Below are 25,813 nucleotides of genomic sequence, written 5' to 3'. Positions count from 1 at the left end.
GATCACGCCTGCGCCGTGAATGATCCCGTCGAGTGTTCCGTGCTCCTCCTGTATGCCGCGGACGAGGGCGATGACCGCCGCCCTGTCTGTCACGTCTACCGGTTGATACAATACGCGGACACCCGACGCTTCCAAGCGCCGTAAGCGGGCGGAGCGGTCTTCATCAAGCGCTTCCGCCCTTCCCGTTAATACGAGGACAGCGTTTTTGACGCGGGAGGCTATTTCTTCAGCGAAAATCAGGCCGATGCCGCCCGCTCCCCCGGTGAGGAGGTAGACCCCTTCGTCTTTCCACGGAACGGCGCCGCTTTGAGGCGCCGGCAGATGACGCCAGTTTCTGACGAGACGTTTGCCGTCTTCATAACGGATTTCCGCTTGTTCAGGATGCGCCCGGTTTTCTTTCAGCTTGGCAAGAAGCGATGAGGCTGACTCGTCCGGATCGGCTTGGATGACTTGGCCGTACAGCTTCGGATGTTCAAGGTGAGCCGTTTTCAGAAAAGCGGCCAGCCCCGCCAACACATTGTCTTCCCCCCTGTCGGGGACAAGAAGCTGGATCAGCGTTTTTTTCTTCTGTTTTTCTTTGATAAGACGCGTGACGATCGCTGACAGCTCCGCCGCGCAGGCGTCATAACGGTCTTCAATCGGACCTTCGCCGTCAGTCGCACATACGGCGCCGCTTATGTCCTTAGCGTTCATTCCGCCATACAGCGTCACGTATCTGAAAGACGCTTCTTGTCCGCCGCCTTCACCCGGCGGTGATTCCTGCCACTTTGGCTGAAGCAAGAGCGGTTTTTCCTCCGTGTCCTCTTCCAGAAAACGGGCGGTGAGCCCCGTCAATCGGACACATACCGCGCCGTTTTCATCACACAGCTCAATATGATAGGCGCCGTCCGCTGAGGAAAGCACCGCCCACATCGTCTCCCGGCACGCAGAAAACACCTGCATATCCTGCAGGGCAAACGGCAGAAACGGCCGTCCGGACGCGGAACCGTCTGAGAGCACAAGACCGATAGAAGCCTGAAGGGCGGCGTCCAGCATGCTCGGATGCAGGATGAACGGCTCCTTTTCCTCGCAGGCGGACGGCGGAAGAGTGAGCTTCGCGAGCACTTCTCCGCTTCCGGCATAGACGGCGTCAAGCGCCTGATGCGACGGTCCGTAGGTGATGCCGAGGCTGTCGAACGCTTCATAGCACTCAGCCTTTGACAAGTGACGGCCGCCGCAGCGCGCCTGAACCGCTTCTACATCGAGAACAGGAGCACGCTCCGTCTCTTCGAGCACGGCCTTTCCCTGGAAAAAGACAAGCGGCTCTTCTCCTTCGGCATACGCTTCAAAAGCGATGTCTCCGTTTTCTTCCGGCTGAAGCTTTACATGAAGCGTCACTCCTTCAGAAAGCGCCGTCACCGGACGGAGCCAAACGATCTGTTTGAGCCGGACACCCGCTTTCCCGCCGGGCAAGTCTTCAGCAGCCAGCGTAACGGCGGCCCGGGCCATTTCTAAAGCAGCCGCGCCCGGAAGCACCGGTTTTCCATTGACGATGTGATCGGCAAAAAACGGTTCATGCCCTGAAAAAACAGAAGTAAAGCGCTGGGCGGTAAAGGTCGATGTATTCGCATGGAGCAGCGGGTGAAGCTTTTCACATTCGTCTGAATTCCGGCTTTCAAGCTCTCCCTGAAGACGATCGGACGCCCAATACGTCTGCCTGGCAAACGGGTAGCCCGGCAGATTGCCGATTCGCGGCAAAGGTCCGCCATAAAGCAAGTCCCCTTCGATTTCATAACCTTGACAATAAAAATCTGCCAGCACGCATAACAGCTCCTGATATTTTCTATGGTCAGAATATGAGGCGCTGCACTTGCCGAGCACTTCTATTATGTGCTCCTGAATATGCTGACGCCCTGCAAAGTGCTGCGGTACTTTTCCCGAAAACACATAAGGATGATGTTCATTAAGCTTTGCCTGCTTCCATACATACACTGCGTCATCAGCATCTTGCACTACTATGGCGGCGCGATGGTTAAAGTGATGCCGTCCTTTTAACAACGTATAGCTGAGCTGGGCTAGATCATTTTCTTTCAGTCCGCCATTTTCCGCCCAAGTGATCATCTCTTCGATTTTTTCCTGAAGGGCCTCCTCTGTTTTTGCAGACAAAGTAAGTAAATATGCAGGGGCATCACGATGAGGTGAAGCGCTGCGCTTATAGCTTTCCATAACGACATGGGCGTTTGTTCCGCTCATCCCGAATGCGCTGACTGCCCCCATTCGGTTTTTACCCGGCAGAGAAGGCCACGGTTTACCCCTTTTATTCACATAAAAAGGACTCTTCTCCCAGTTGATATAGCGGTTTTCCCCGCTGCAATGCAGACTGACGGGAATCATTTCACGGGAGAACGCCTGTAAAAGACTGATCAAACTGACAATGCCTGATGCGGCAAACGTGTGGCCGATATTGGTTTTAATTGATGTGAGTGCGCAAAAAGCTTCTTCGTTTGTATAGGCAGAAAATGCGTCATAAAGCGCGTTAATTTCCACCGGATCACCGAGTTTTGTACCTGTGCCGTGTGTGACGATATATTCGATATCTTCAGGGTTGATACGGCCCCGGTCATAAACGGAAGTAAGCAGCCGGGTCTGCGCTACGCCGCTCGGAGCGGTAATTCCGTTTGTTTTCCCATCATAATTGATGCCGCTCGCCCGAATCACCCCGTAAATCGGATCACCATCTTTTTCCGCCTCTCTCAGCGGCTTCAGAACAACCGCCGCGGCTGCTTCCCCCGGAACCATGCCGTCAGCCCTTTTATCAAACGCGAAGCATTTTCCGTTTTCCGACAGCATTCCGGCTTTATCTATCGTTTCAAAAAAGTCCGGGGTATTCATGATATTCACCCCGGCCGCAACAGCTGTTGTGCACTCTTTATTCTGCAGGCTTAATACCGCCTGATGGACAGAAACGAGCCCCGAAGAACATGCTGTATTTATCGCCATCACAGGACCTGATAAATTCAAGTGATAAGCCAGCCGCGCCGCCAAAATACCGTTATGATGAGACGTGACATTGCCTTTGTCCCGTGTTAAAAGGTGATAATCTCCTTCTTCCGCCCCCACAAACATACCGATCGTCTGCTGCTTGATGTGACTGGCGCCGTAGCCGGCGTCCTCAAGGGCCCTCCACGCTTCCTGAAGAAGCAGCCGCTGTTTCGGATCCATCGTTTCAGCTTCCCTCGGCGATATTTCAAAAAATAAAGGGTCGAATTCGTCCGCCCCCGGAACAGCGCCGAGTTTCCATTTTGAACTTGTGAAGCCTTTTTTTGCGACCGGTGCGACAACGTCCTTTTCCTGAAACAGAATGTCCCACAGCTCGTCCGCCGTGCGCGCCTGAGGAAATCGGCCGCTCATGCCGATAATGGCAATGGAATCAGCTGCCTGACTGCCCTCGGTTCCGGCGTTCAGCTTATTTCTTCCCCTCTGCTTCTTTCGCTTTTCCGTTCCTGCCTTTTCAAAGACAGATTGATCTGCGGATTCAGGTTTCTTTTCTTCATAGACATGCTCCATGACGGACTGGTGTTCCGTCAGAAAATAGCGGACGACCTTCTCCAGTGTGGAATGTCCGAAAAACAGGGCCGGTGTCACTTCAATTCCGTAATGGGCGGACAAAGAAGAGGCGAATTCCGCCAAACTGATAGAATCAAAGCCGAAATCAGCCAGATTGTCAGCGTCCGTCAGTCTGTTCTTGTCTATTTTCAAAAGCCCCGCCGCCAGTTCTTTCACATCCCAGCTTACGCATTCTTCCAGTGTAAAGCCTTTCATTTCACTCCGCCTTCCTGAAAACGGGACGTTCCTGTTTACAGAACCCGAAATCGGCCGTTCGCCTTGATCTATCTGCAGGAAGCGTTTGGCCCTCGACGGAAAACCGGCCAGGACGAGATACTGGCTGGACGGCTGGACTAACAATGTTTCAAAAGCTTCGAGTCCTTCCTCAGTGTATAAATAACGCTGTCCGCTTGATTTTAAATACATATCGGTGCTTTCCGCCGTGCCGACATGCATCCCCCCTTCTTTCCAAAGCGGCCAATTGATTGCAAGTGACTTGCCGCTTCTGAGCCCGAGGCTCACAAGTTTATCCCGATGATGGACAAAAGCCATTTGGAAGCGGTTCCCCATCGCGTAGTCACAAGAACCGAAGTCTCCTAAAATCGCTGAAGAAGAAGAGAAACAACAGAAGAAGTCAAGCGGCTCCCGTGACAGAACCTGATCTAACACCGCGGTGCCGTCCGCTTTTGGCGATAAGACTTGCTGAAAGGTTTGCAGATCTTTCTCCAGAATGCTTTCAGTGCCTTGAAGACCTGCAGCGTGAATGACACCGTGAATCGGCCCGCATCCTTTCTCTTTCACTTCTTGCAAACCTTTCTCCATCTGAGCCTGATCTGCGGCATCCGCCTGCACGTAAAACACCTTGGCGCCTGATTCTTCCAATCTCTTTATCTTGTTCAGCACCGGGCCGGCTGCCGCTGATCTCCCCGTCAAAATGAGCGTAACCGGTCCTTTTTCAGCGAAATATCCGGCAAATAACAAGCCTAAACCCCCGCATCCGCCGGTAATCAAGTACGTTTTTCCGCTCTTTATCACACGCTTCTCAACAGGGGCAATATCCGTCTGCTTCATTTCCATGACGTGGCGGATTTCCCCACTGTACATGACACTGCGGAACGACTCGCTGTGAAGTTCTTCACATACGTTATGGATCAGTTTTTCTAACGGTCCTTTTTGTTCAAAATAAACCGCGGCCGTATCCGTCTCCGGCAAGATCAGTTTCAGCGACCGTTCCAGCCCGATCCATGACTCAGCGTAACTGATATCGGTATCGGTCCCGCACTGAGCGGAAAGAAGGATCCGCCTCGGTTTAGAACGCAAAGAAGCAGCTGCGCGGATCACATGATACAGAATGGAATAGTCTTTCACGGCCTTTTCATCTTCAAGCGGCCATCCATATAAAACGGCATCCGCTTTGCCTGCAGCCGTTTCAATATGCCGAAACGTTTCTTGATATGCTTGTCCGTCAGTGATTTTAATTTGATAATGCGTGTTTGAAAGCTTTTGAGTTTCCTCACCCTGTGAAATAAAAAACACGCCGGCTCCCGGATAAAGGGTTTGTAAAGACTGATAAGCATGCTTTCTGGCAGCTTCTCCCGTAAGAAAACAGATGACCGTTTTCAGCTCTTCATGAATAGATTTCTTCAGAGGCTGCTGAGTCCACATTTCTTCAAATATCATCATCTCGGATTGTTCCTCTTGCCCGTGATCCTGCTGAGACGGCTGTCTCATTCTTATCCCTTTGATTTCTGCGCAGACAGTGCCGGTTTCGTCACAAAATTGAATGTCACAGCCGGTTTGATTCTTTTTATTAATATACATCCACATGCCGGATGAGCACGGACGCATGACGCGCAGTTCTTCAACCGCTTCAGGCACGATATGGACTGACGGCTCCGTTTTTGCCAGGACATGAAAAGCTGCGTCCAGAAATTCCGGCGGCAGATGATATCCCGGATTACAGCCGCTTTCATCTGTAAGAGCAAGCTTCGCCCAAACCGCACTTTCTCCCGCATAAAGCTTTTCAACGGTGCGGAACTCCTTACTGATCGTTACACCTGATGTGCCTGGTGTTTCATAATCGAATGACAGCGGGCGGCAGTCTTTTTGTAAGGAGGCAATATCAAGCACGCGGGATGGCTGTATGTTCCCTTGTCCGATGATTCCATAATGACGCAGCTTCTCTTCGTCACTGTATATTTCATAATGGATGCCTTCCTCGTCTTCAGACAGAAGGGAGAGATTGACGCCCGCACCGTGATGTCCGCCGGTAATCGGGTCAGTCCATGCCGCCGTTCGGATCCATATCTCTTTTTCTTCAGAGCTGTCTGCCGCATGATGAAAAGCCGCAAGCGCCATTTCTAAATAAACGGCTGCCGACAGAACCCGCTCCCCGCTCACATCCTGGAAAACGTGTTCCCGGCCTGTAAAAGATGTATGATAACTTTGCTCCGCCAAGGTTGACATATTTTCATGCAGGAAAGGATGCACATATTCAGTTGTTCCTGCTTTTTGTTCTTCCCGCTTCATCCAGTAGCTTTCTTTTGCAAATGGATAAGACGGCAGACTGATACGATGCGGCAGCACGCCTTTATATAAAGATGGCCAATCGACGGGCGTCCCGTGAACCCAGGCATTCAAAAGACTGTCAAATTGACGTTTTTCCATCCATTCACTGACTGTGCCTCCCGTCTCCGTGACAGCACTATCACCCCGGCCTGTAAACACCCCGCTTACGGAACCGGAATTATTCAGAAAAGCAGTCAGCTTCTGTTCCAATTCAGAAACAGAGTCCGCTGTCATCGCCAGCCGTTCTTCCATCGGGACCCTGCCGACTTGAAGGGTAAATGCCGCGTCAAGCAGGTTCGCATCTGTAATTGTTCCGTTTCCGGCGGCATCCGACAGCAACAGAGCCCGCTCGCGCAAGCGGTCTTTATCTTTTGCCGATAAAACAAAAAGCGCCGGACGGCCGGTGTCTGCCGAAGTCATTTCAGCCGGTTCATACTCTTCTATCAGCAGGTGGGCATTTGCTCCGCCCGCTCCGAAAGAAGATGTACCCGCGATTCTCGGATATTCTCGTGTTACTCCTTCAGATTCTATGACCGGCCGTCTCCATTCCGCTGTTTCCTGCTGCACGATAAAAGGAGAAGTTTCAAAATCAATTTCCGGGTTCAGCTGCTTTGAATGCAGCGACGGCACCAGATATCCGTGTTTCATCTGAAGAAGAATTTTGGTGACCGCAGCAATGCCCGCCGCACTTTCCAGGTGTCCGATATTGGATTTAACAGAACCGATGGAACAAAATTGGTTTGCATCCGTATAGCGGCGGAAAGCCTTGGTTAACCCTGCGATTTCAATCGGATCTCCCAAGGAAGTGCCGGTGCCGTGGGCTTCCAGATAGCTGATTGCTCTCGGGTCAATCCCTGCCCGCTCCATCGCGTCTGCGATCACTTCTCCTTGTGCATTCGGGTTCGGAACGGTGAACCCGTTCGTTTTGCCGCCGGCGTTCAGAGCGCTTCCTTTAATGACACCGTATATATGATCATGATCTTCAACAGCCTTTTTCAACGGCTTTAACACGATACAGCCGACGCCCTCTCCGTCAACAAACCCGTCAGCCTTATCACCGAACGCTTTGCACGCGTTTGACGGTGACAGCATTCTCATAGAAGAAAGTCCGATATAATGAGCCGGATCTGTAATCAGGTTTACGCCGCCGGCAATCGCGCATTCAGATGCACCTGTTCTGATGCTTTCTGCGGCGAGATGAATGGCGGTTAAGGATGAGGAGCATGCGGTATCGACCGCGATGCTCGGACCGTGAAAATCAAACACATAGGATACGCGGTTCGGGATAAAGTGATAGTGGGCCCCTGTCGGATAGTTGCCGTTCATGACACCCGCAAAGACACCAACCTTTTTACCGGCGCATAGTGAATCAGGGGTATATCCGGCATCCTCCAGGGCCGCATAAGCGGTTTCCAGAAACAGTCTCTCCTGCGGGTCCATGCGCTCCGCTTCTTTCGGGGAGATTTTAAAAAACAGCGGATCAAATTTATCAATATCTGTTAAAAATCCGCCCCACTTTGTATACATCCGGCCTTCCTTACCTTTTGTCTCATCATAGTAGTCCCGCCAATCCCAGCGGTCTTTCGGAACTTCGGTGATTCCGTGTTCACCGGTCTTTAACCGTTCCCAGAACTCATTAACATTTTCAGCTCCGGGATACCGTCCGGCAAGACCGACAATTGCCACTTCAAGGTGTTTTGACGGCGGTTCGGAAGCGGGCGGCGCTTTTTCAGAAAAAGATGCCGCTTGGCGCTTCGTCAATCCGGCGCTTTTTTTACGGCTTTGCTTTTTCTGTAAAGTGTGCGGCGCCTTTTCGGCTTCTTTATTTGTCTTGAAAATCCCAGCCATATCTTCCTGTCTTGAGCTGACGAGATATTCCGCTAATCCGCCGATTGTCGGATACTCGAAGAACAATGTGCTGCTGATATCAGGTATGTCTTCCCGCACGCGGTTGGTCAGCTGTACGATTAAGATGGAATCGATTCCGTATTCTTCAAGGGGCGTATGGGCTTGAACGTCCTCAATCGGCATCTTTAAGATGGCGCTGACGATCTGTTTCAGATACTCTGTGCTTTTTTCAAGCAAAGAGCCGGATGATGCCGCTTCAGTATGACGGACTTCTTCAGAAAATTGCGCATGCAGTTCGCGCTCCTTCGTTTCAGCCAAGTATGCGGCAAGCTCTCCTATCGTCCGGTATTCAAAAAACAGCGTGCTGCTGATATCAGGGACGAGATCCCGCAGCTCATTCGTCAGCTGAACGATCAGAATAGAGTCAATGCCGTATTCATCCAGAGGAGCCAGCGGATTTATCTCTTCTGCCGGCATTTTTAATACTTTTGCCGCAGCCCTTATCAGAAAAGCCGCTGTCTTTTCCGAAAGCCCCTCTCCCGCTTGTTTGATTGGGAGCTGACGATCAGAGGATGTTTGCGGTACGTTTGATTGGCGCTTTTGCGCGGTGTGAGCTTCCCTGCTCTGCCTGATGACTCCGTTGCTTTTCGCCGTGATAATCTGCTGGGTGTGCAGACGTTCGTTTTCAGCCGGAAATTGAATGGAATGAAAACCTTCAGCCATTAAAACGGATTTCCATGTTTCCGGATAAAGACCGGGACACCCCGGAATCCGCAGCGCCTCGTCTTCGTACAGCCACCAGCCCTCTAATAAGCCGAATGTAACATGTGTAAACGGCGTATGCCCGCCCAGTTCATTAACGAGCAGCAAACCGTCCTTTTTCAATACGGCTTTTGCCGTCCTTAAAGTTTTCCGGATATTTTTGGTGGCATGCAGCACGTTTGCGGCAATAGCGATATCGTAGGTTCTCAGATGTAATCCCTGGCCCGCCGCAGGCTGCTCCACATTAAACAGCTGATACGTCAAATACGGATTGTCCGCGCCGTATTCCTTTTCGGCATGCATTAAAAAAGCTTTTGACAAGTCGGTATAACAGTATTCCTGAATATGGTTTTGATAGGGGCGGAGCTTTTTAAACAGTGTACTGCTCGTTCCGCCGGTGCCCGCTCCGATCTCCAGCAGGCGGATGTTTGCCTCAGGATTGTTTTTCATTACATTTTCCACATAAATACACGCTTCATTTGCCAGCACATCGTTGTAATAATCAGCGAGAATATTATGCTTATAGATTCCTTCAACAAGCTCCATTGAAGAATCGGGAAACATCACGTCAGTGGCTTTTATTTTGCCTGTTAAAATGTCAGGCAAAGCTTGAATGACGGTATCCGCCAGCAGAACCTGCGCTTTCATATCCGGATCTTTCAGCCATTCGTTTTTCTTCTTATGCCACTCTTCCCAAACCGTGGCCGTTTCACCGCTTTTAAAATCGCTGTCTAAAAGACGGATGCTTTCTTCCAGCCAGCGTTCATATAAAGGCAGACAGGAAGCCGCCGGCGCTTCGCCGGTCAGACCCATTGAACGCAGCGTCACCCGCAGCACTTGCAGCAAAAGCCGATTCAATTCTTTCATTTGATTGCTTATTTCTGTTCTTAAGGATAACTGTGTACGGTCTTTTTGTTTGTCTCCCTTACCCAAAACCTTATCCTCCTAAGAAAATTAAATTTGCTCCGTCAATTTGACAGGCAATCAGATAGTCACAAATTCATGAGGGTTCATTCCCTCGATCGGAATCGGCTTGGTCAGCTTCATCAGCCCCATGCGGGAGATCGGCTGCGTCAGCAGAGTTTCCAGCGCCTGCATCCCTTCCGCCCGGCTGATCAGCCCGAGACCGATTGCACTCAGTCTGTCAAACTCTTCAGAAATGTGATTGTCAGCCCGCTCCCAATAACCCCAGTTCATCACTTTGACCGGGCATGACAGCCGTCCGGAAAGCTCATGGGCAAATGCATCTTTAAATGCGCACCCCGCCGCATAATGACTTTGATTCGGATTCTTAATATATGAAATAACCGAAGAGAAAAAGAGAATAAAGTCCAAAGACTCTTTCGCAAATACTTCGGCAATGTTGACGGAAATATCCACTTTCGCCGCAAGACCGGCGTGAAACTGTGATTCTTCCATATCTTTTACGCTTTCATTCGCAAATACCATCGCTGAATGAACGACGCCGCTGATGGTGCCGTATGTGTTTTTAATCTGTTCATAGGCGCGCTGAAGCGATGGAAGATCAGAAGCATCTGCGGCTATATATTCGGGAGCCGGTCCTGATGGCCGGTACCGGTCTATTTTTTGGCGTATCCGGCTGTCCAGCGGCCGCCTCCCAATCCAGACGACTCGGGCTTTATACGTCGTCACTATATAATCTGTCCAAACCTCGCCGATGCCTCCCGCACCGCCGATGATGACATATACGCCTCCATATCGGTAAGGAACACTTTCAGACGGCCCGCTTTGGACCGGAAGCAATTGAGGCCGGTACCATTCCTGATGTCTGCGCACCCATGCTTTACCCGTACGGTCGCGGGGCAGGCTGAATATGTCTTCTGCGGGGAAATCCCCCCCGTCTTCAAGATCGGCGAGACGGATGTGCCAGCTCGGATGTTCTTTAGCGAGAGACCCGACGAAACCGTGCACACTGGAATGAGCGGGACGCACCTCATCATATTGGGTAATAGGCTGTGCTTGGTGCGTAATCACCGTCATCCCGAGCTGCTCCTTTCCATACCCGAGACCGATAAGAGCTTTGGCCGCTCTGAAAATTTGCAGCACCCCGCTTTTTTGATCATGGCTGTCAGAATCAGCCGGCTGAGGGGCAAACCAGATCATATGCTGAATCTTACCGAGACGGCGGAGCCGATCAGATATCACTTCAACGGAAGCACTTTGGCTGCTATCAAATCGCACAGCTTTAGGAAACAATCGTAAAACCGCGTCCGCCTGCCCGTCTGTACCGCCTATGATGACAGCTTTTGCTTCAGAAATGGGGAAGCCGGTTTGGTTGTCTATCGGTTCCGTGTCCCATACCTGCATCAATTTGACGGCTCCGGTAAGGTTACCCGGCAGATCGTATTGCTTATTATCGGTTACGGCCGGCGCACTTTCGGCCATCCGGGCAGAAAATCCTTTTATCCTTACACACACATTGCCGCGTTCATCACATATATCAATGTCCATTCTTCGCACGGCCGGTGTTTCATGCGTCACAAATACGGCCGCCCACATGTTTGGACTGCACGGATGAAAAACGGTCAGTTCATGCAATTCAAAAGGCATTAACGGCTGCTCCGGATAACCTGCTTGATTTTCATTCATAACGCCGATGGCCGCCTGAAAAGCGGAATCAATCAGACTCGGATGGAGCACAAACTGTTCGGCTTCATCAGAAACGGAAGCAGGAAGCACCAATTTAGCCAAGGCTTCTTTTTCCCCGCAATAAATGTGATCAATTCCTTGATGTGAAGGTCCGTATACAATTTCCGCCTTTGCAAACGCCGCATAGCAGTCTTCTTTTGACAGCACTTTTTTGCGGCATCGCGCTTTCAGCTGTTCAATATGCAAAACCGGCGCCTCAGACAGCGGCTCAATCACAGCACTGCCTTCACAATAAATGTCTGAATCATTTTCATTGCTGTACACTTGAAATGAAACATTGCCGTTATCCTCCAAAGAAAGCCCTGTCGTCATACGCAGCGGCTCTTTTTTATGAACGGCCTGGCGTATCCAGCTGATATACCGCAGCGAAATGCCGGTTTTAGCCGTGTATCCAGCGGCTAACGGCGCGGCAGCCAGTTCAGCTGCGGCTCTCGCCATTTCAAGATAAGCCGCCCCGGGGAGAACACGCTTGTTTCGGACGATATGATCGGCTAAGAAGAATTCATCTCCGTTCAGTATCGTACTGAATTTTTGTTCTAACAAATCTGATGTATTGCGATGAAGCAGCGGGTGAAGCCTGCTTTCTGTATTTACGGAAGTGACGGGATGATCGGGCTCCGGTATCCAATATCGTTCCTTTGCAAACGGATACGTCGGCAGACTCATCCTGCGCGGTTTCTCCTCCTGATACAGCCGCGTCCAGTCTATCTCAAATCCTTTTGACCACAGCTCCGCAAGTTTTTTGTAAGTGCCGCTGTCCATCCATTTTCGGATCAGCTCCTCCGTATCCTGATCATCGTTCAGGAAACCCCTGATTTCCGTTCCGCTGTCAGACCGCCCTTGAAAGCAGCCGTCAATCTGCCGTTTTTGTTCTGTAAATTCAGTTAATTTCCTGATCAAGTCTGCTTGATCGTTCACTAAAAAAACAAGCCGCTCTTCCATTGCCAGCCGTCCCGTTTGCAGCGTATACGCCAGTGACCGCAGGGAAAAAGATTCATCAGGCTGCTTATCTAAGCCCGACTGGCCGAAAAGACCGGAAAGAATATTCTTATGTTTCTCATCGTTTGTAAGACATTCTGCTAAAGTCCGGACGGAAGTATGCTGTATGAGATCAGTCATGTCTATTGCCAGCCCGTATTGATCCGTCATCAGCTCAGAAAACTGTGTCAGCTGCATGACATCCAAGCCGAATTCCTTCCAATCCTGTTCATCATCTACCGAACCGGCCTCTACATGCAGAACTTCGGCCAGAACACCTCGCAACGCATTTTCCAGCTGATTTTGCATTGTATCTCTTTTGTCATGAAGCGGCCCGCTTCCTCCAAGCGCTTTATCTTTGAGAAACATCAGCAGGCGGGCAGCGTATTCCTTCAGCCGCTCCGGATTTTTCGCTGACAGAGGCACGATATACAATCTCTCTTGATCCTCCGTAATACCGGGGTTTTTAGGCCTGTACTCTTCTAAAATGAGATGAACGTTTGAACCCGTCGCCCCGAATGAACTGATGCCTGCGCGTCTCGGGCAGGCATGTTCACGGCCGTTCTCTGTATACGCCGGCCTTTTCCATGACTCGGTTTTTTGCTGCACGTAAAATGGCGAGTCCTCTAAACGGAGATACGGATTAATCGTCTCTGAGTGCAAAGAAGGGACAAGCGTTTTGTGAAACAGCTGCAAAACCGTTTTATGAAGCCCGCTGATCCCGGCAGCTGATTCCGCATGTCCGATATTCGATTTAACGGAACCGATCGCACAAAATTGCCGATCCTCCGTAAACGTGCGGTAAGCTTTAACAAGACCTTGTATTTCAATCGGATCTCCTAAAGAAGTTCCGGTTCCGTGCGCTTCCACATAAGAAATCGTCCGGGGATCGATCCCCGTCTTTTCAAGACATTCAGCTATCATATCCCCCTGCGCCACGGGGCTCGGCACGGTAATCCCGCTGACGGTCCCCACGTGATTGACGGCGCTGCCTTTTATCACCGCATAAATATGATCCTTATCTTCTTCGGCTTTGTGGAGCGGCTTCAGCAGCACGGCTCCGATGCCGTCAGCTGAGACATAGCCTGTGCCTCCTTCGCCGAACGTGCGGCACAGCCCGTCACTCGAATGCATATCCATCAAGCCGTATGTGATATATTTTGTCGGGTGCAATGATAAATTGACGCCGCCGGCAAGAGCTGCTTCACATTCACCGCGTCTCAGACTTTCCGCCGCCATATGAACGGCCGTCAAAGATGACGAACACACCGTGTCAACCGCCATGCTCGGCCCGTGAAAATTGCAAAAATATGAAACCCGGTTTGCGATCGGCGCATAGTTCAAGGGATAAGGAAAGACCAGCCCTTTAGCAGCAGCTTCAGCGCCGGCGAGAGAATAATCCATATGCATCACCCCGGCAAACACACCGACGTTCATTCTCTTATTCGGCCCTTTCGGCTGAACGATTGTTTCCGGGGTGTAGCCCGCATCCTCAATCGTTTCCCAGCATGTTTCTAAAAACAATCGTTCTTGCGGATCTTTAGCTTCTGCCTCCCGCGGAGAAATCCGAAAAAATTTCGCGTCAAAACAATCCGGATCGTCTATAAAACCGCCCCATTTGGAAATCGGCTTGCCGGACGGCGATCGCAAATGCTCATATGTCCTCGTATCCCAGCGGGAACGAGGCACTTCCGTTACGCTGTTTTCTCCATTTTTTAAATTTGTCCAAAATTCACGAAGATTTTTGGCGCCGGGGTACCGTCCCGCCATCCCGACGATCGCAATATCTCCATTCTGCGTTCCGGCTGACGCCGATTTTTTCACGCGGATTTGGGTTGTCCTCTTTTTTTCCCGGGGCAAAGGCTCAGCACTTGAATGCCCGCTTTGAGCATGGCCGAAACCGGCTCCGTAATGTTCGCACAAATATCCCGCCAATTCCGCGATTGTCGTGTATTCAAATAACAGTGTCGGCAGAAGCTGCGTTCCGATTTTTTGTTCAATTTCCTTTACCATGTCCAACAGCCCCGGAGAATCCAGCCCCATTTCATAGTAGCCGATATCCGGGTCAATCTCTTTCACAGGTTTGTTCAATCGGGCGGCAAGCAATTCTTTTAAATAAAGGATGCACTGTTCAGTAAGGCCGGCGGAAGCCTCCGCACGGCGGGGCTCAGAAGGCGCCGGTTCCGCTTGCGGAGCCGGGACGGCATTCCGCCCGTCAGGTTCTTTCTTTTGCCGTTTCTGATTGATCAGTTCCGGGTCCCTCACCAGTTTATTGGCGAAGTTTTTCAGTTCGCCGACTTTTCTGCCTTTCTCATTGAAAAACTCCATTGTCACGTAAACGAGATCTTTCTTACGGGTGACGGATTCTTTTTTTATCTTGGTGATACATGTTGTCTGCAGCAATTCGGCGCAATAAAACGATTCATAAAACAGCGGCAGAAATAATTGCCCCTCCTCCCTCGTCAAAGGAGCGAGATATACATTGGAGCCGATGCTGCTCGCATCTATCAATGCGGGATGAAACATCGCCTCTTCTGCATGTTCCAGCTGATCCTTTTGCACCGACAGATCAATATAAATCTCTTTTTCAGTTTGGTAGACGCTTCCGCAGCCTTTCATCATTCCTGAGTGAACCAGTTCTTGATCCCTGCATTCCGCGTAAATGTCCTCAAGCGGTATTTCTGCCGCCGTTTGTTTTACGGCATCCATCCGGACGCTCTCTTGGAAGCCGGCGGGCTTGACGGAATGCATTTGCGCCGCGGCATATACCTTTGTCTCTGCTGCTTCGTCACCTTGTTTTTGCCCTTTCACCTCCACCTTCCACTGCCCTTCGCCGTTCTCTGTACAGTCAACGGAAAGCAGGATTGTTTCTCCCTGTTCAGGAGCTAAAGGGTGAAAAATCGATAAGTGCCTGAGTTCAAGGCCGGCATGAAAAAAGCCGTTTTCTCTGAAAGTCTGATAGATCAGGTCAATATAAGCCAGACCCGGCAGCAGTTCCTTTCCATAGGCTTTATGATGTTTCAGAACGGGATGCTGATTGTTAATAAGAAGCTGCTCTTGCATATGAACTTCCTCCATATCGACGTTCAATTTTCAGCGCAATCAGTAAGTCTTCATTTGTTTCCAAAACGTATTCGGACGGGACTTATGTGTGTTTTCATGCAGGCTTTCGGTTTTGTCCGGACGGATGGGCCGGCGTTTTAATTCCTGTCTCGGCAAAGGCTTTCTAACCGGGGTATACGCCTCCTGCTCCCAGGCTTCCACTATGACATGGGCATTCGTCCCTCCGTCAGCGAAGCTGCTGACGGCGGCAATCCGCGGTGAATCCGTCCATTCACGCAGAGCGTGCGAAAAATAAAACGGCGAGGCGGACAGATCGTAATGCGTCATCGGCTCTTTGCCCGAAAGGAAAGGCACACGCATTCGGCGCGAGAGCATAAGCACTGTTTTAATGAATCCGGCAATCCCTTCAGCGCATAACGGGTGTCCGATATTCGGCTTCATCGATCCCAATTCACAAGGCGCGCTGTTTTGCATACGGTAGACCGCTTCAATCGCCCTCAGTTCCAAAAGGTCTGTTACTTCAGAGCCTGAACCGTTTGCTTCAATGTAGCTGATATCCTCCGCTTTTCTGCCGCTTTTGGCAAGCGCCTTGGCCATCACTTCTTTCTGCGCCTGTATATTCGGTGTGGCAGGCCCCGCGGTTCTGCCGTCATTGTTTACGGAAATGCCTTTAATGACCGCATGAATCCGGTCCCCGTCTTTTACAGCCTGGGCCGCTGTTTTTAAATACACCATTCCGAGGCCTTCTCCCAATACGATGCCGCTGGTGCGGCGGTCAAAAATATGAAACGCAGGCTCTTCGCTTAACAGATTGCGAAGTTCGAACATCCGGTGGGTTTGACCGGATTCCAGCAGACTGACTCCCCCGACTACCGCTGAGTCGATTTCACCGCAAGAAAGCGCCTGTATCGCCATATTCATCCCGACAAGCGCTGAAGAACAGGCCGTATCCAAAACGAGACTCGGCCCCTTCAAATCAAAGAACTGAGAAAGATTGGCCGCTAAGTAATTCGGACCGGCTGCGACTATCGGATTTTTTGCATGCTTCAGACGGTTTTCATCAGGCATACTGCCGCCGCGTCCTCCTAAATAGACACCGGCTGACCTGCCTTTCATTTCTTGTAAAGAGTAACCGCTGTCTCTGAACAGATGAAGCGCCTCTTCTAATATAAGAAAGGACTGGATATCCATTGCCTTGATGTCTTCTTCGGGAATAAGGAAAAACTCCGGGTCAAAATGCGTTACATTTTGTAAAAGGCCCGCATAATCCGCCTTCTCCGTTTTCCAGCGCTCTTTCGGAACTCTTTGAATGGCTGACGTTCCTTCAGACAGCAGCTTCCAATAAGCTTCAATTGATTCAGCTCCCGGAAAACGGCAGGACATTCCGACAACAGCGATGTCTTGCGCCGCTGCAGCACCAGAAGGCTGAATAACAGCGGCTGCAGTTTGTTTGGGAACGTCCGGGATTACAGGCTGAACCGGTTTTGAAACGGCAGCTTTGATTTCGGGATATGCTGTTTCAAGCCATCCCGCCAGCGCAGCAACCGTAGGGTATTCATACAGCACCGCCGGGTCAAGGTCAGCTTTGATCCTCTTTCCGATCGCTCTGGACACTTGGGCAAGCATAATGGAATCGGCTCCGTAATCTTGAAACGGTGTATCAGATTCAAATCTTGACGGCTCCAGTCTTAATTCCCGGCAGCAAATGCCCGTCAGCCACTCCTCAACGCTTTCTGTATCGGCCTGTTCCTGCTGCTTTGTTTCAGTAAGGCCGGATGAAAGCAGCAGACGGTCAGGCTCCCATTTTTCCGGGTGAATGACGGCCGGCATAATAACAGATCCGCAATCGCCTGCCATGATGGCATCAAACAGGCTCAGCCCTTCTCTGTCAGTGATGCTCTTTAAACCGCTTTTCTGATAGGCCTGGCTTTTTGATTCGCCCATACCCGTTTCTTTCCAGCTCGGCCACTGGATGCTCAGCACCGGAAAACCTTTTGCGGCCGCAAAATAATCCATATAGGCGTTAGCCATGGCATAATCGCTTTGTCCCGCTCCTAATTCCGGCATCACGCCGGACACTGAAGAAAACAGCGCAAAAAACCGAAGAGGCTCCTTGTGCAGCGCTTGATACAAAAGGTCCAGTCCGTCTGTTTTAGGCTCAAGCACGGGCATCATCTGTTCGCTTGTTTTGCGGATAAAGGCCGGATGATCGAGATCTACGGCTCCCGCTGCGTGTATCACGCCTCCTATCGGCCCCATTTGATCTTTCACACGGCTGACGGCCTGCTCATATTCAGGGCCGGAAGATACAGACAGCACTTCCGTTCGGATACCTTTTTGTTCGAGCTCTCTGATTCTTCTCACCTTATCGGAAAACAGGGAATTCCGTTTGATATGATCATCCCATTCCGCTTTCGGCGGCATTGTTTCTTTTCCGGTAAGCACGAGTTTCGTGACTCCGTAACGTTCGGCAAAATGCCGGGCGAATAAATATCCGAGTCCCCGGGTCCCTCCGGTGATCCAGAGCACATGGCCTTTCGGAAATGAAAATTCTTTTTCAGCTAAGCTGTTTGTTTCCTTTAACCGCGCGTGATAGCGCACACCGTTTCGGTAACACACTTCGATGTCTTCAGAATCGCGAAAAAACTCCTCTGCGATCTGGTTTGCCAGCTCAGGATCTTCGGCAGTCCGTTCTGCATCCATATGCCGCGAGCGGATATCCTTATACTCACTTTGGAGCATCCGGTACAATCCGGCCTTTTTTGCACCTGAGAGATTTATCGTTTCATTTGCAAAGGGTTCAAGCCCCTTTGTCACACAAAGCAGCTGAAGCTTTCGGCCGCGGTTTCTGTTGTCAATGAGAGACTGCAGACGATGAATCCAGCCGTCATCATGATTGATTTCCGTCCCGCATCCGGTCACATCAATCAGACCGCCGAATCGGGCCGCGTCCCCGGATATTTCCGGTGATGCAGCGTCAATGATTTCAGACTCGGGGAAATAACGGGACAGCTCAACGGCTAAATTTCCTGTCTGGTGATCAGCAGCTATTCCGATGACGCCCCGCACTTCCTTAGCCGGAACACTGCTGCTTTCTGCCCAGCTTTTCTGTAAAAAGCGGATTTCACGAAATGTTTCAGAATGTGTTTCAGCATCACGAACATTGTCCGGCGCTGCATCGTCCGGCCAATACCGATCCTTTATAAATGGATAACCGGGAAGGCTGATGCGATGCGGCAGGCTGCCGTTATAAAGCTCTGACCAATCAATCTTCAGCCCTTTTACCCAAAGTTCCAGAAGCTTCGCGAATTTTTTTCTTTTCATCCATTTACGGACGGCTTCCTGCATATCTTCATCCTTAAAAACGGCTAGAATGTCTTTATACTGTTTGCTTTTTCCCCTGAAGCAGCCGTCTGTCCCGCCGTCAATAAAACGCTGCAGTTTTTCCGCTAACTGCTCTGTCGACGTCACGATAAACGCCGCACGTTCTTCCATCGCTTCTCTTCCGGTTTGAAGGGTGTAAGCCGCATCCCGGAGGCTGCGGTCTGTGACGTCATTTTTTCTGATCGCTTGAAGAAGCTGCTGCGCCCGCTGCTTCAGGCTGGCCTCCTGTTTGGCGGATAATAAAATGACTGCGGGATCTTCATCTGTGAATGGCTCATAAATCTCCCTATCAGGTTCAATATATTCTTCTAGCAATATGTGGGCATTTGCCCCGCCCGCGCCAAAAGAAGAGATTCCCGCGATTCTCGGAACCTCTTTTTGCGCTCCGTTTTCCTCAATGACCGGCCGTTTCCAGTCTGCCAATTCACGCTGCACCACAAACGGCGTCCGGTCGAATGCAATATTCGGATTCAATTTTCTGCAATGTAATGAGGGAGCCAGCTTTCGTTTTTGAAGCTGGAGCAGCAGTTTCGTTACACCGGCAATGCCTGCCGCGGCTTCCAAATGCCCGATATTGGATTTAACTGAGCTGATGGCGCAAAAACCTTTATCTGACGTTTTCGTTTGAAATGCGCGGGTCAAACCGTCAATCTCGATCGGATCTCCGAGTTCAGTACCCGTGCCGTGTGCTTCGATACAGCTGATCATCCGCGGATGTATTCCTGATTTTTCAAGCGCGCCGGAAATCACGTCAGCCTGGGCGCTCGGACTCGGCACTGTATACCCGTTTGTTCTGCCGCCGTGATTGATATGAGTGCCGCGAATCACCCCGTAAATATGGTCCTTATCAGCCATCGCTTTTGACAGCGGCTTTAACAGCACGGCCCCGACACCTTCACCGGGAACAAATCCGTCCCCGCCTTCACCGAAACTTTTGCACGTTCCGTCTTTTGAAAGCATTCGATAGGCGCTGAGCTCCGCATAAGCCGAAGGATGCGTATACACATTCACACCGCCGGCAATCGCCATGTCGCATTCGCCGCGAAGGATGTTTTCACACGCTTCGTGAATTGCAGTCAGCGAAGACGAGCACATCGTGTCGACCGGCATGCTCGGCCCTTTCAGATTAAGAAAATAGGAAACTCTGTTGGCCGCTGAACTGAACGACGTTTTCGGCTGCAGGGCGCCGCCGTTTTTCCAGTACATTCCGTACCCGTTTTTCGTAATGCCCGCAAAAACGCCGACCCGGCCGTTATACAGATTCTCAAGCTGTTCCTTCGTATAACCGGCATCCTCCAGCACCTGCCAGCACATTTCAATAAAGAGACGCTCCTGCGGGTCCATATTCAAAGCATCACGGGGTGAAATTTGAAAAAACAGCGGATCAAAGAAAGCGGCATCTTTCAGAAATCCGCCCCGCTTACTGTAACTTTTCCCTTCTTTCACGGCCGTTTCAGGATCAGGGTTGTAGTATTTGTCCTTTTCCCAGCGCTCTTCGGGAATTTCCGTCACACAGTCTTTTCCGGCCGCTAAGTTATCCCAGTACTCTTCAAGTGTTTCAGCTTGCGGATAACGGCCGCTGACTCCGATAATCGCAATCCCTTCTTTTGTCTGGTTCTCATTGGAAAAAGCAGGCCGTTTCTTTCGCTTGATAAACGACGGAAGCACCGGAAAATCTTCATTTGCCAAAACCTGTTCTGATATGCCTGAACGGTGGTCATCATCATTTGTCCATTTTCGGCATTCTTTTGGATAATCCGTGACAAAGTGAGCTGCCAGAGATCCCAGTGTCTTATATTCGTAAAAAACCGTTTTGGAAAGGTCACCGAAAAGCAGAGACAATTCGCGGTTCAATTTCGTCACAGTGACTGAGTCGATTCCGTAGGTTTCCAGCGGCTCTTCAGTGTCTATGTTGGAAACAGCAATTTTTGCAGTCAGGGCAAACAGCGTTTTGAGCTGAAGAAGCGTTTGTTCATACAAACGTTCACTGCGGTGTTCGGCATTGGTTTTTCCGGGAGCGCCCGTCTTGATGACAGGCTGCAGCTTCAACCCTGATAGGGAAGCCCATATTTTTCCTTCTTCGTCACATAAATCAATATAAAAGCTCCCCGCCTTCTCTTGTATCTCGGCCCATACCTTGTCAGGACAAGGTTCATAAAACAAAAGCTCGTCCAATGAAACCGGGGCGAGCGTTTTATATTCTTTGCCGCCAAGCAGCGCGCATGCCTCTGTCACACTTTGCATCACACAGGGAGGGAGGCCGAATCGGGCGGATTCTTTTTGGTCTGTCAATGGAATTGATATGTCTGCCAGCATCCGTCCTGCTGAGGCGTAAATACGCTCTATTCCTTTCATGTGCTCACTGTATTGAACGGTATCGTTCTGAGTGATGGCTTCAATTTGCTGCTGATCCATCAGGGAACCGCTGTTTTCCTTCAAGCGGCTGATATCCAGCATGCCGGGCGCAGCATCAACTGGCTGAATCGTCCCTTGGCTGTACACATCATGATGACTGAAATCGGCAGAAAATGGATTATAAATCTCAAACCTTTTGGCTTCACCCTCTGCGGGTATCAGCCTGATTTCGATATGGAACGGCTCAGCCTCAGTCAGAATGGGCTTTGACCACACGATATGCGTCAGCCGGACAGCCTCAGTCTCCTTTACTGTCAAAACAGCCGCAGCTCTCGCCATTTCCAAAAGAAGTTCTCCGGGCATAAGCTTTTTACGCTGTAAAGAAACATCAGCGAGAAAAAATTCCCGGCCGCTGAAAGCTGCCGAGAATCCCTGTCCCGTTTCATCGGAAATATGCTGCTGAGCAAGCGGATGAAGGGAAGCCGCTTGGCGAAGTCCCATCCGCATATCATAATCGCGCAAAATGCCGATCGCATCCTGTTTTGTCATTTTTTTATTTTTGACGTCAGAAAAAACCCGGTGCAGAAACTCTTTCATATGGTTTCCTCCATTACGCTAATCCCTGTAAAAACCGATCGTTCTTTTTACAGCGGTTTCTATGCTTATTTCGTTTTTCTCCAAATCATCAAGCAGGCGCTCATAAGTCTCAAGCGGGGACGTATCAGTCTCATAAGTCTCCCGGTGCCTTATATGCTGCGCACTGTGCGGTATCCAGCAATGTGTTTTCGCAAAAGGATAGACGGGCAGGCTGACTTTTTTTGGCCTTTCGTCCGGATATAATTTATTCCAGTCGACATGTAAACCTTGCACCCATAATTTTGCAAGCGTTGTATACTTTCCTGCTTCAATCCATTGATCTACGGTCCCGCTCATTTCTGCGTTGTCCGTCATCTCTGTAAACAGCTGTTTCATCGCTTTGTTCCGGCCTGTAAAGAAATTCTGCCCCGTCTCCTTGCCGCTGAGGAAATCATTCAGCGCGTTCGTAAGCTCTTCTTTTGTTTCAGCAATGACGGCAAGACGCTCTTCCATTTCATCCCGGCCAAGCTGAAGCGTATAAGCGATACCCGCAAGAGCTCCGTCAGCTGAATGTGTCTTTTCCAAATATCTGCACAGCTGTTCCGCACGTTCCTTCAGCTGTTCCGCCGTCTTTGCCGAGAGAATGAATAAGGACGGCTGAAGTTCACCGGCCGTCCATTGCTTCTCTTCAACAGGAGAAACATATTCTTCGAGCACGACATGAGCATTGACACCGCCAAATCCGAACGAGCTGACACCCGCTCTCCGCGGCAGTTCATTTCCGCTATCATCAGTCGCAGCTTTCCACGGCTGAGTGTGGCGGACGAAATAAAACGGGCTGCCGTCGAGGCTGATATACGGATTAACGGTTTCACAATGCAGACTTTTAACGAGCGTTTTGTGCTGCATCTGCAAAATAATTTTTAAAAGCCCGGCCATGCCGGCGGCAAGCTCTGTGTGGCCGATATTCGTTTTGACGGAACCGATGGCGCAATGAGGCTGATCGGGCGCCGTTACTCCGGCTTTCTGATAAAGCGCTGCAAAAGCCGCTTTGAGTCCGTTGATTTCTATCGGATCTCCGAGCGCCGTTCCCGTGCCGTGGGCTTCAATATAACTCACTGTACGGGGGTCGATGTTCGCTTGCTGATAAGCTTTTATCATGACTTCTGTCTGTGCTTTCGGATTCGGCGATGTAAGGGAAGCCGCCCGTCCGCCATGATTTTCCGCCGTTCCGCGAATAACGGCATAAATACGGTCGCCGTCACGTTCCGCATCGGATAATGTTTTCAAAACAATCATGCCCGCACCTTCAGCTCTGACATACCCGTCCGCTTGATCGGAAAATGTTTTGCATCGCCCGTCTTCACTGAGCATTCCCGCTTTATTAAAGCTGATATGCATATCCGGCGATACAATAGCATTGACGCCTCCTGCAATCGCGATGCCGCAGTCTCCGGCCTGAATTGCCCTGACCGCACGGTGAACAGCGACCAATGAGCTTGAACAGGCGGTTTCAATCGGTTCGCTCGGCCCATGTATATTCAGAAAATAGCTCATACGGTTCGGACCGATTGACGGAACCGTACCGGCGGCGGAAGAACCCTCAATCTCTATATGGAACTTTGAAGCTTCCTGAGCGTAACCGCTGTTTGTCGTGCCTGCAAAAATGCCTGTATTTGTACCTGACAGGCTTTTGGCAGAGCAGCCTGCATCTTCAATCGCTTTCCATACATGCATCATTAAAAGTCTTTGCTGAGGATCCATCATTTCGGCTTCATGCGGAGAAATACCGAAAAATAAAGGGTCAAATTGAGCGGTTTCATCAATGAAGCCGCCCCACTTTACATTGCTCGCATTTTTATCTTTCTGCGGATCTCCGTAATACTGTCTCCAGTCCCAGCGCTCCGGCGGTATTTCAGAAATGCAGTCCTTTTCTCCGGCTAAATTCTCCCAAAACATTTCCGGATTTTCAGCCATTGGAAATGCACAGCTGATTCCGATTATCGCCACGGGCTCAGGTGCAGCTGCGGTTTTTGTTTTAGGAAGACGGGACGGAATCAAGAATGGCTCCGTCTTCATTTTTTTACGCACAACCGGTTTCTCCGTTTCTGTTTCTTCCTGTGAGCCGAATGTATCCGGATGTTCCGTCAGCAAGTATTGGGCAAAACGAAAGACTGTCGGGTATTCAAAAAATACGGCCGGTGTCAGTTCAAGCCCATACGTTTTATTTAGTTCATTTGCAAACTGCGTGAATGAAACCGAATCAAAGCCATAATCTCTCATCTCTGATTCAGCATCTATCTCGTCTTCTTTCACCTTCAGAATGCCTGATATCATATGTTTGAGTTCCGCTTGTACTTTATTCGGTATATGGACGGGCGTCTTCCTTGACACATGAATGCGATTGGACGGTTCCGGTGTTTCAGGCATCAGGTTTTTTCGAATCCGTTTTTCGTCGCCTTCTGCCACCATGACCTGGTGTTCTCCGGAGGCAAAAGCGGCGTAAAGCGCTTGGATGCCTGAGGCCGATCGCATGGCTTTCATTCCGGTCTGTTCGTACATCAGCCGTTCGGTCTCTTTGTCCACACGCATACCGCCTTCTTCCCAAAGCGGCCAGTTGACGGACAGGGTCTGCCCGCTCCGCTCGTTGTCCCGCACGAGACGGTTCCGGCGGGCTGCATAAACATCCATAAATGCGTTGGCTGCCGCATAACCGGCCTGCCCCGGATTTCCCATACCTCCAGCCAAGGAAGAAAACAGAATGAAAAAATCCAGCCGCACATCTTTCGCTGCTTCATCAAGATTGATAAGCCCTTTCACCTTCGGCGCCATGACGGTCTTCCGTTCGTTTTCTGTCTGGTTCAGAATGTAATTGTCAGCGATCACGCCGGCGCCGTGAATGATCCCGTCGAGTGTTCCGTGCTCCTCCTGTATGCCGCGGACGAGGGTGATGACCGCCGCCCTGTCTGTCACGTCAACCGGTTGATACAATACGCGGGCACCCGTCGCTGCCAAGCGCCGTAAGCGGGCGGAGCGGTCTTTATCAAGCGCTTCCGCCCTTCCCGTTAATACGAGAACGGCGTTTTTGACGCGGAAGGCTATTTCTTCAGCGACAATGAGGCCGATGCCGCCCGCTCCCCCGGTAAGGAGGTAGACCCCTTCGTCTTTCCACGGAACGGCGCCGCTTTGAGGCGCCGGCAGATGACGCCAGTTTCTGACGAGACGTTTGCCGGCTTCATAACGGATTTCCGCTTGTTCAGGATGCGCCCGGTTTTCTTTCAGCTTGGCAAGAAGCGCCGAGGCTGACTCGTCCGGATCGGCTTGGATGACTTGGCCGTACAGCTTCGGATGTTCAAGGTGAGCCGTTTTCAGAAAAGCGGCCAGCCCCGCCAACACATTGTCTTCCCCCCTGTCGGGGACAAGAAGCTGGATCAGCGTTTTTTTCTTCTGTTTTTCTTTGATAAGACGCGTGACGATCGCTGACAGCTCCGCCGCGCAGGCGTCATAACGGTCTTCAATCGGACCTTCGCCGTCAGCCGCACATACGGCGCCGCTTATGTCCTCAGCGTTCATTCCGCCATACAGTGTCACGTATCTGAAAGACTCTTCTTGTCCGCCGCCTTCATCCGGCGGTGATTCCTGCCACTTTGGCTGAAGCAAGAGCGGTTTTTCCTCCGTTTCCTCTTCCAGAAAACGGGCGGTGAGCCCCGTCAATCGGACACATACCGCACCGTTTTCATCACACAGCTCAATATGATAGGCGCCGTCCGCTGAGGAAAGCACCGCCCACATCGTCTCCCGGCACGCAGAAAACACCTGCATATCCTGGAGGGCAAACGGCAGAAACGGCCGTCCAGACGCGGAACCGTCTGAGAGCACGAGACCGATAGAAGCCTGAAGGGCGGCGTCCAGCATGCTCGGATGCAGGATGAACGGCTCCTTTTCTTCGCGGGCGGACGGCGGAAGAGTGAGCTTTGCGAGCACTTCTCCGCTTCCGGCATAGACGGCGTCAAGCGCCTGATGA

4 protein-coding genes are annotated in these 25,813 nt (G+C 50.9%); all 4 read right to left on the bottom strand.

The genetic code is table 11. The features are described 5' to 3' along the window. Positions 1 to 9,696 (bottom strand): SDR family NAD(P)-dependent oxidoreductase (locus BGM27_RS07635; RefSeq protein ID WP_217031223.1); only part of this gene is annotated, 9,696 nt, incomplete at its 3' end. A 51-nt stretch (positions 9,697 to 9,747) separates the two neighbouring features. After that, a complete protein-coding gene (locus tag BGM27_RS07630; protein ID WP_007409068.1) occupies positions 9,748 to 15,474 on the bottom strand; it encodes a type I polyketide synthase in 5,727 nt (1,908 codons plus the stop codon). Positions 15,475 to 15,513: 39 nt separating this feature from the next. Further along, positions 15,514 to 21,810: a type I polyketide synthase gene (locus tag BGM27_RS07625; RefSeq protein WP_007409069.1), complete on the bottom strand. Its 6,297-nt coding sequence runs from the start codon at positions 21,808 to 21,810 to the stop codon at positions 15,514 to 15,516. Positions 21,811 to 21,828: 18 nt separating this feature from the next. Continuing rightward, a partial coding sequence (locus BGM27_RS07620) for an SDR family NAD(P)-dependent oxidoreductase (protein WP_217031221.1) occupies positions 21,829 to 25,813 on the bottom strand: 3,985 nt, incomplete at its 5' end.

Origin of the sequence: Bacillus sp. FJAT-27001 (genome assembly GCF_019039175.1) — a bacterium.
Lineage (GTDB): Bacteria > Bacillota > Bacilli > Bacillales > Bacillaceae > Bacillus > Bacillus velezensis.
The sequence above is the reverse complement of the archived record's forward strand: the minus strand, read 5'-3'. Positions and strand labels throughout refer to the sequence as shown.

Excerpts from the sequence above, each read along its gene's own strand:
- BGM27_RS07630 (WP_007409068.1), bottom strand. The coding sequence starts at position 15,474 with ATGCAAGAGCAGCTTCTTATTAACAATCAGCATCCCGTTCTGAAACAT.
- BGM27_RS07625 (WP_007409069.1), bottom strand. The coding sequence starts at position 21,810 with ATGAAAGAGTTTCTGCACCGGGTTTTTTCTGACGTCAAAAATAAAAAA.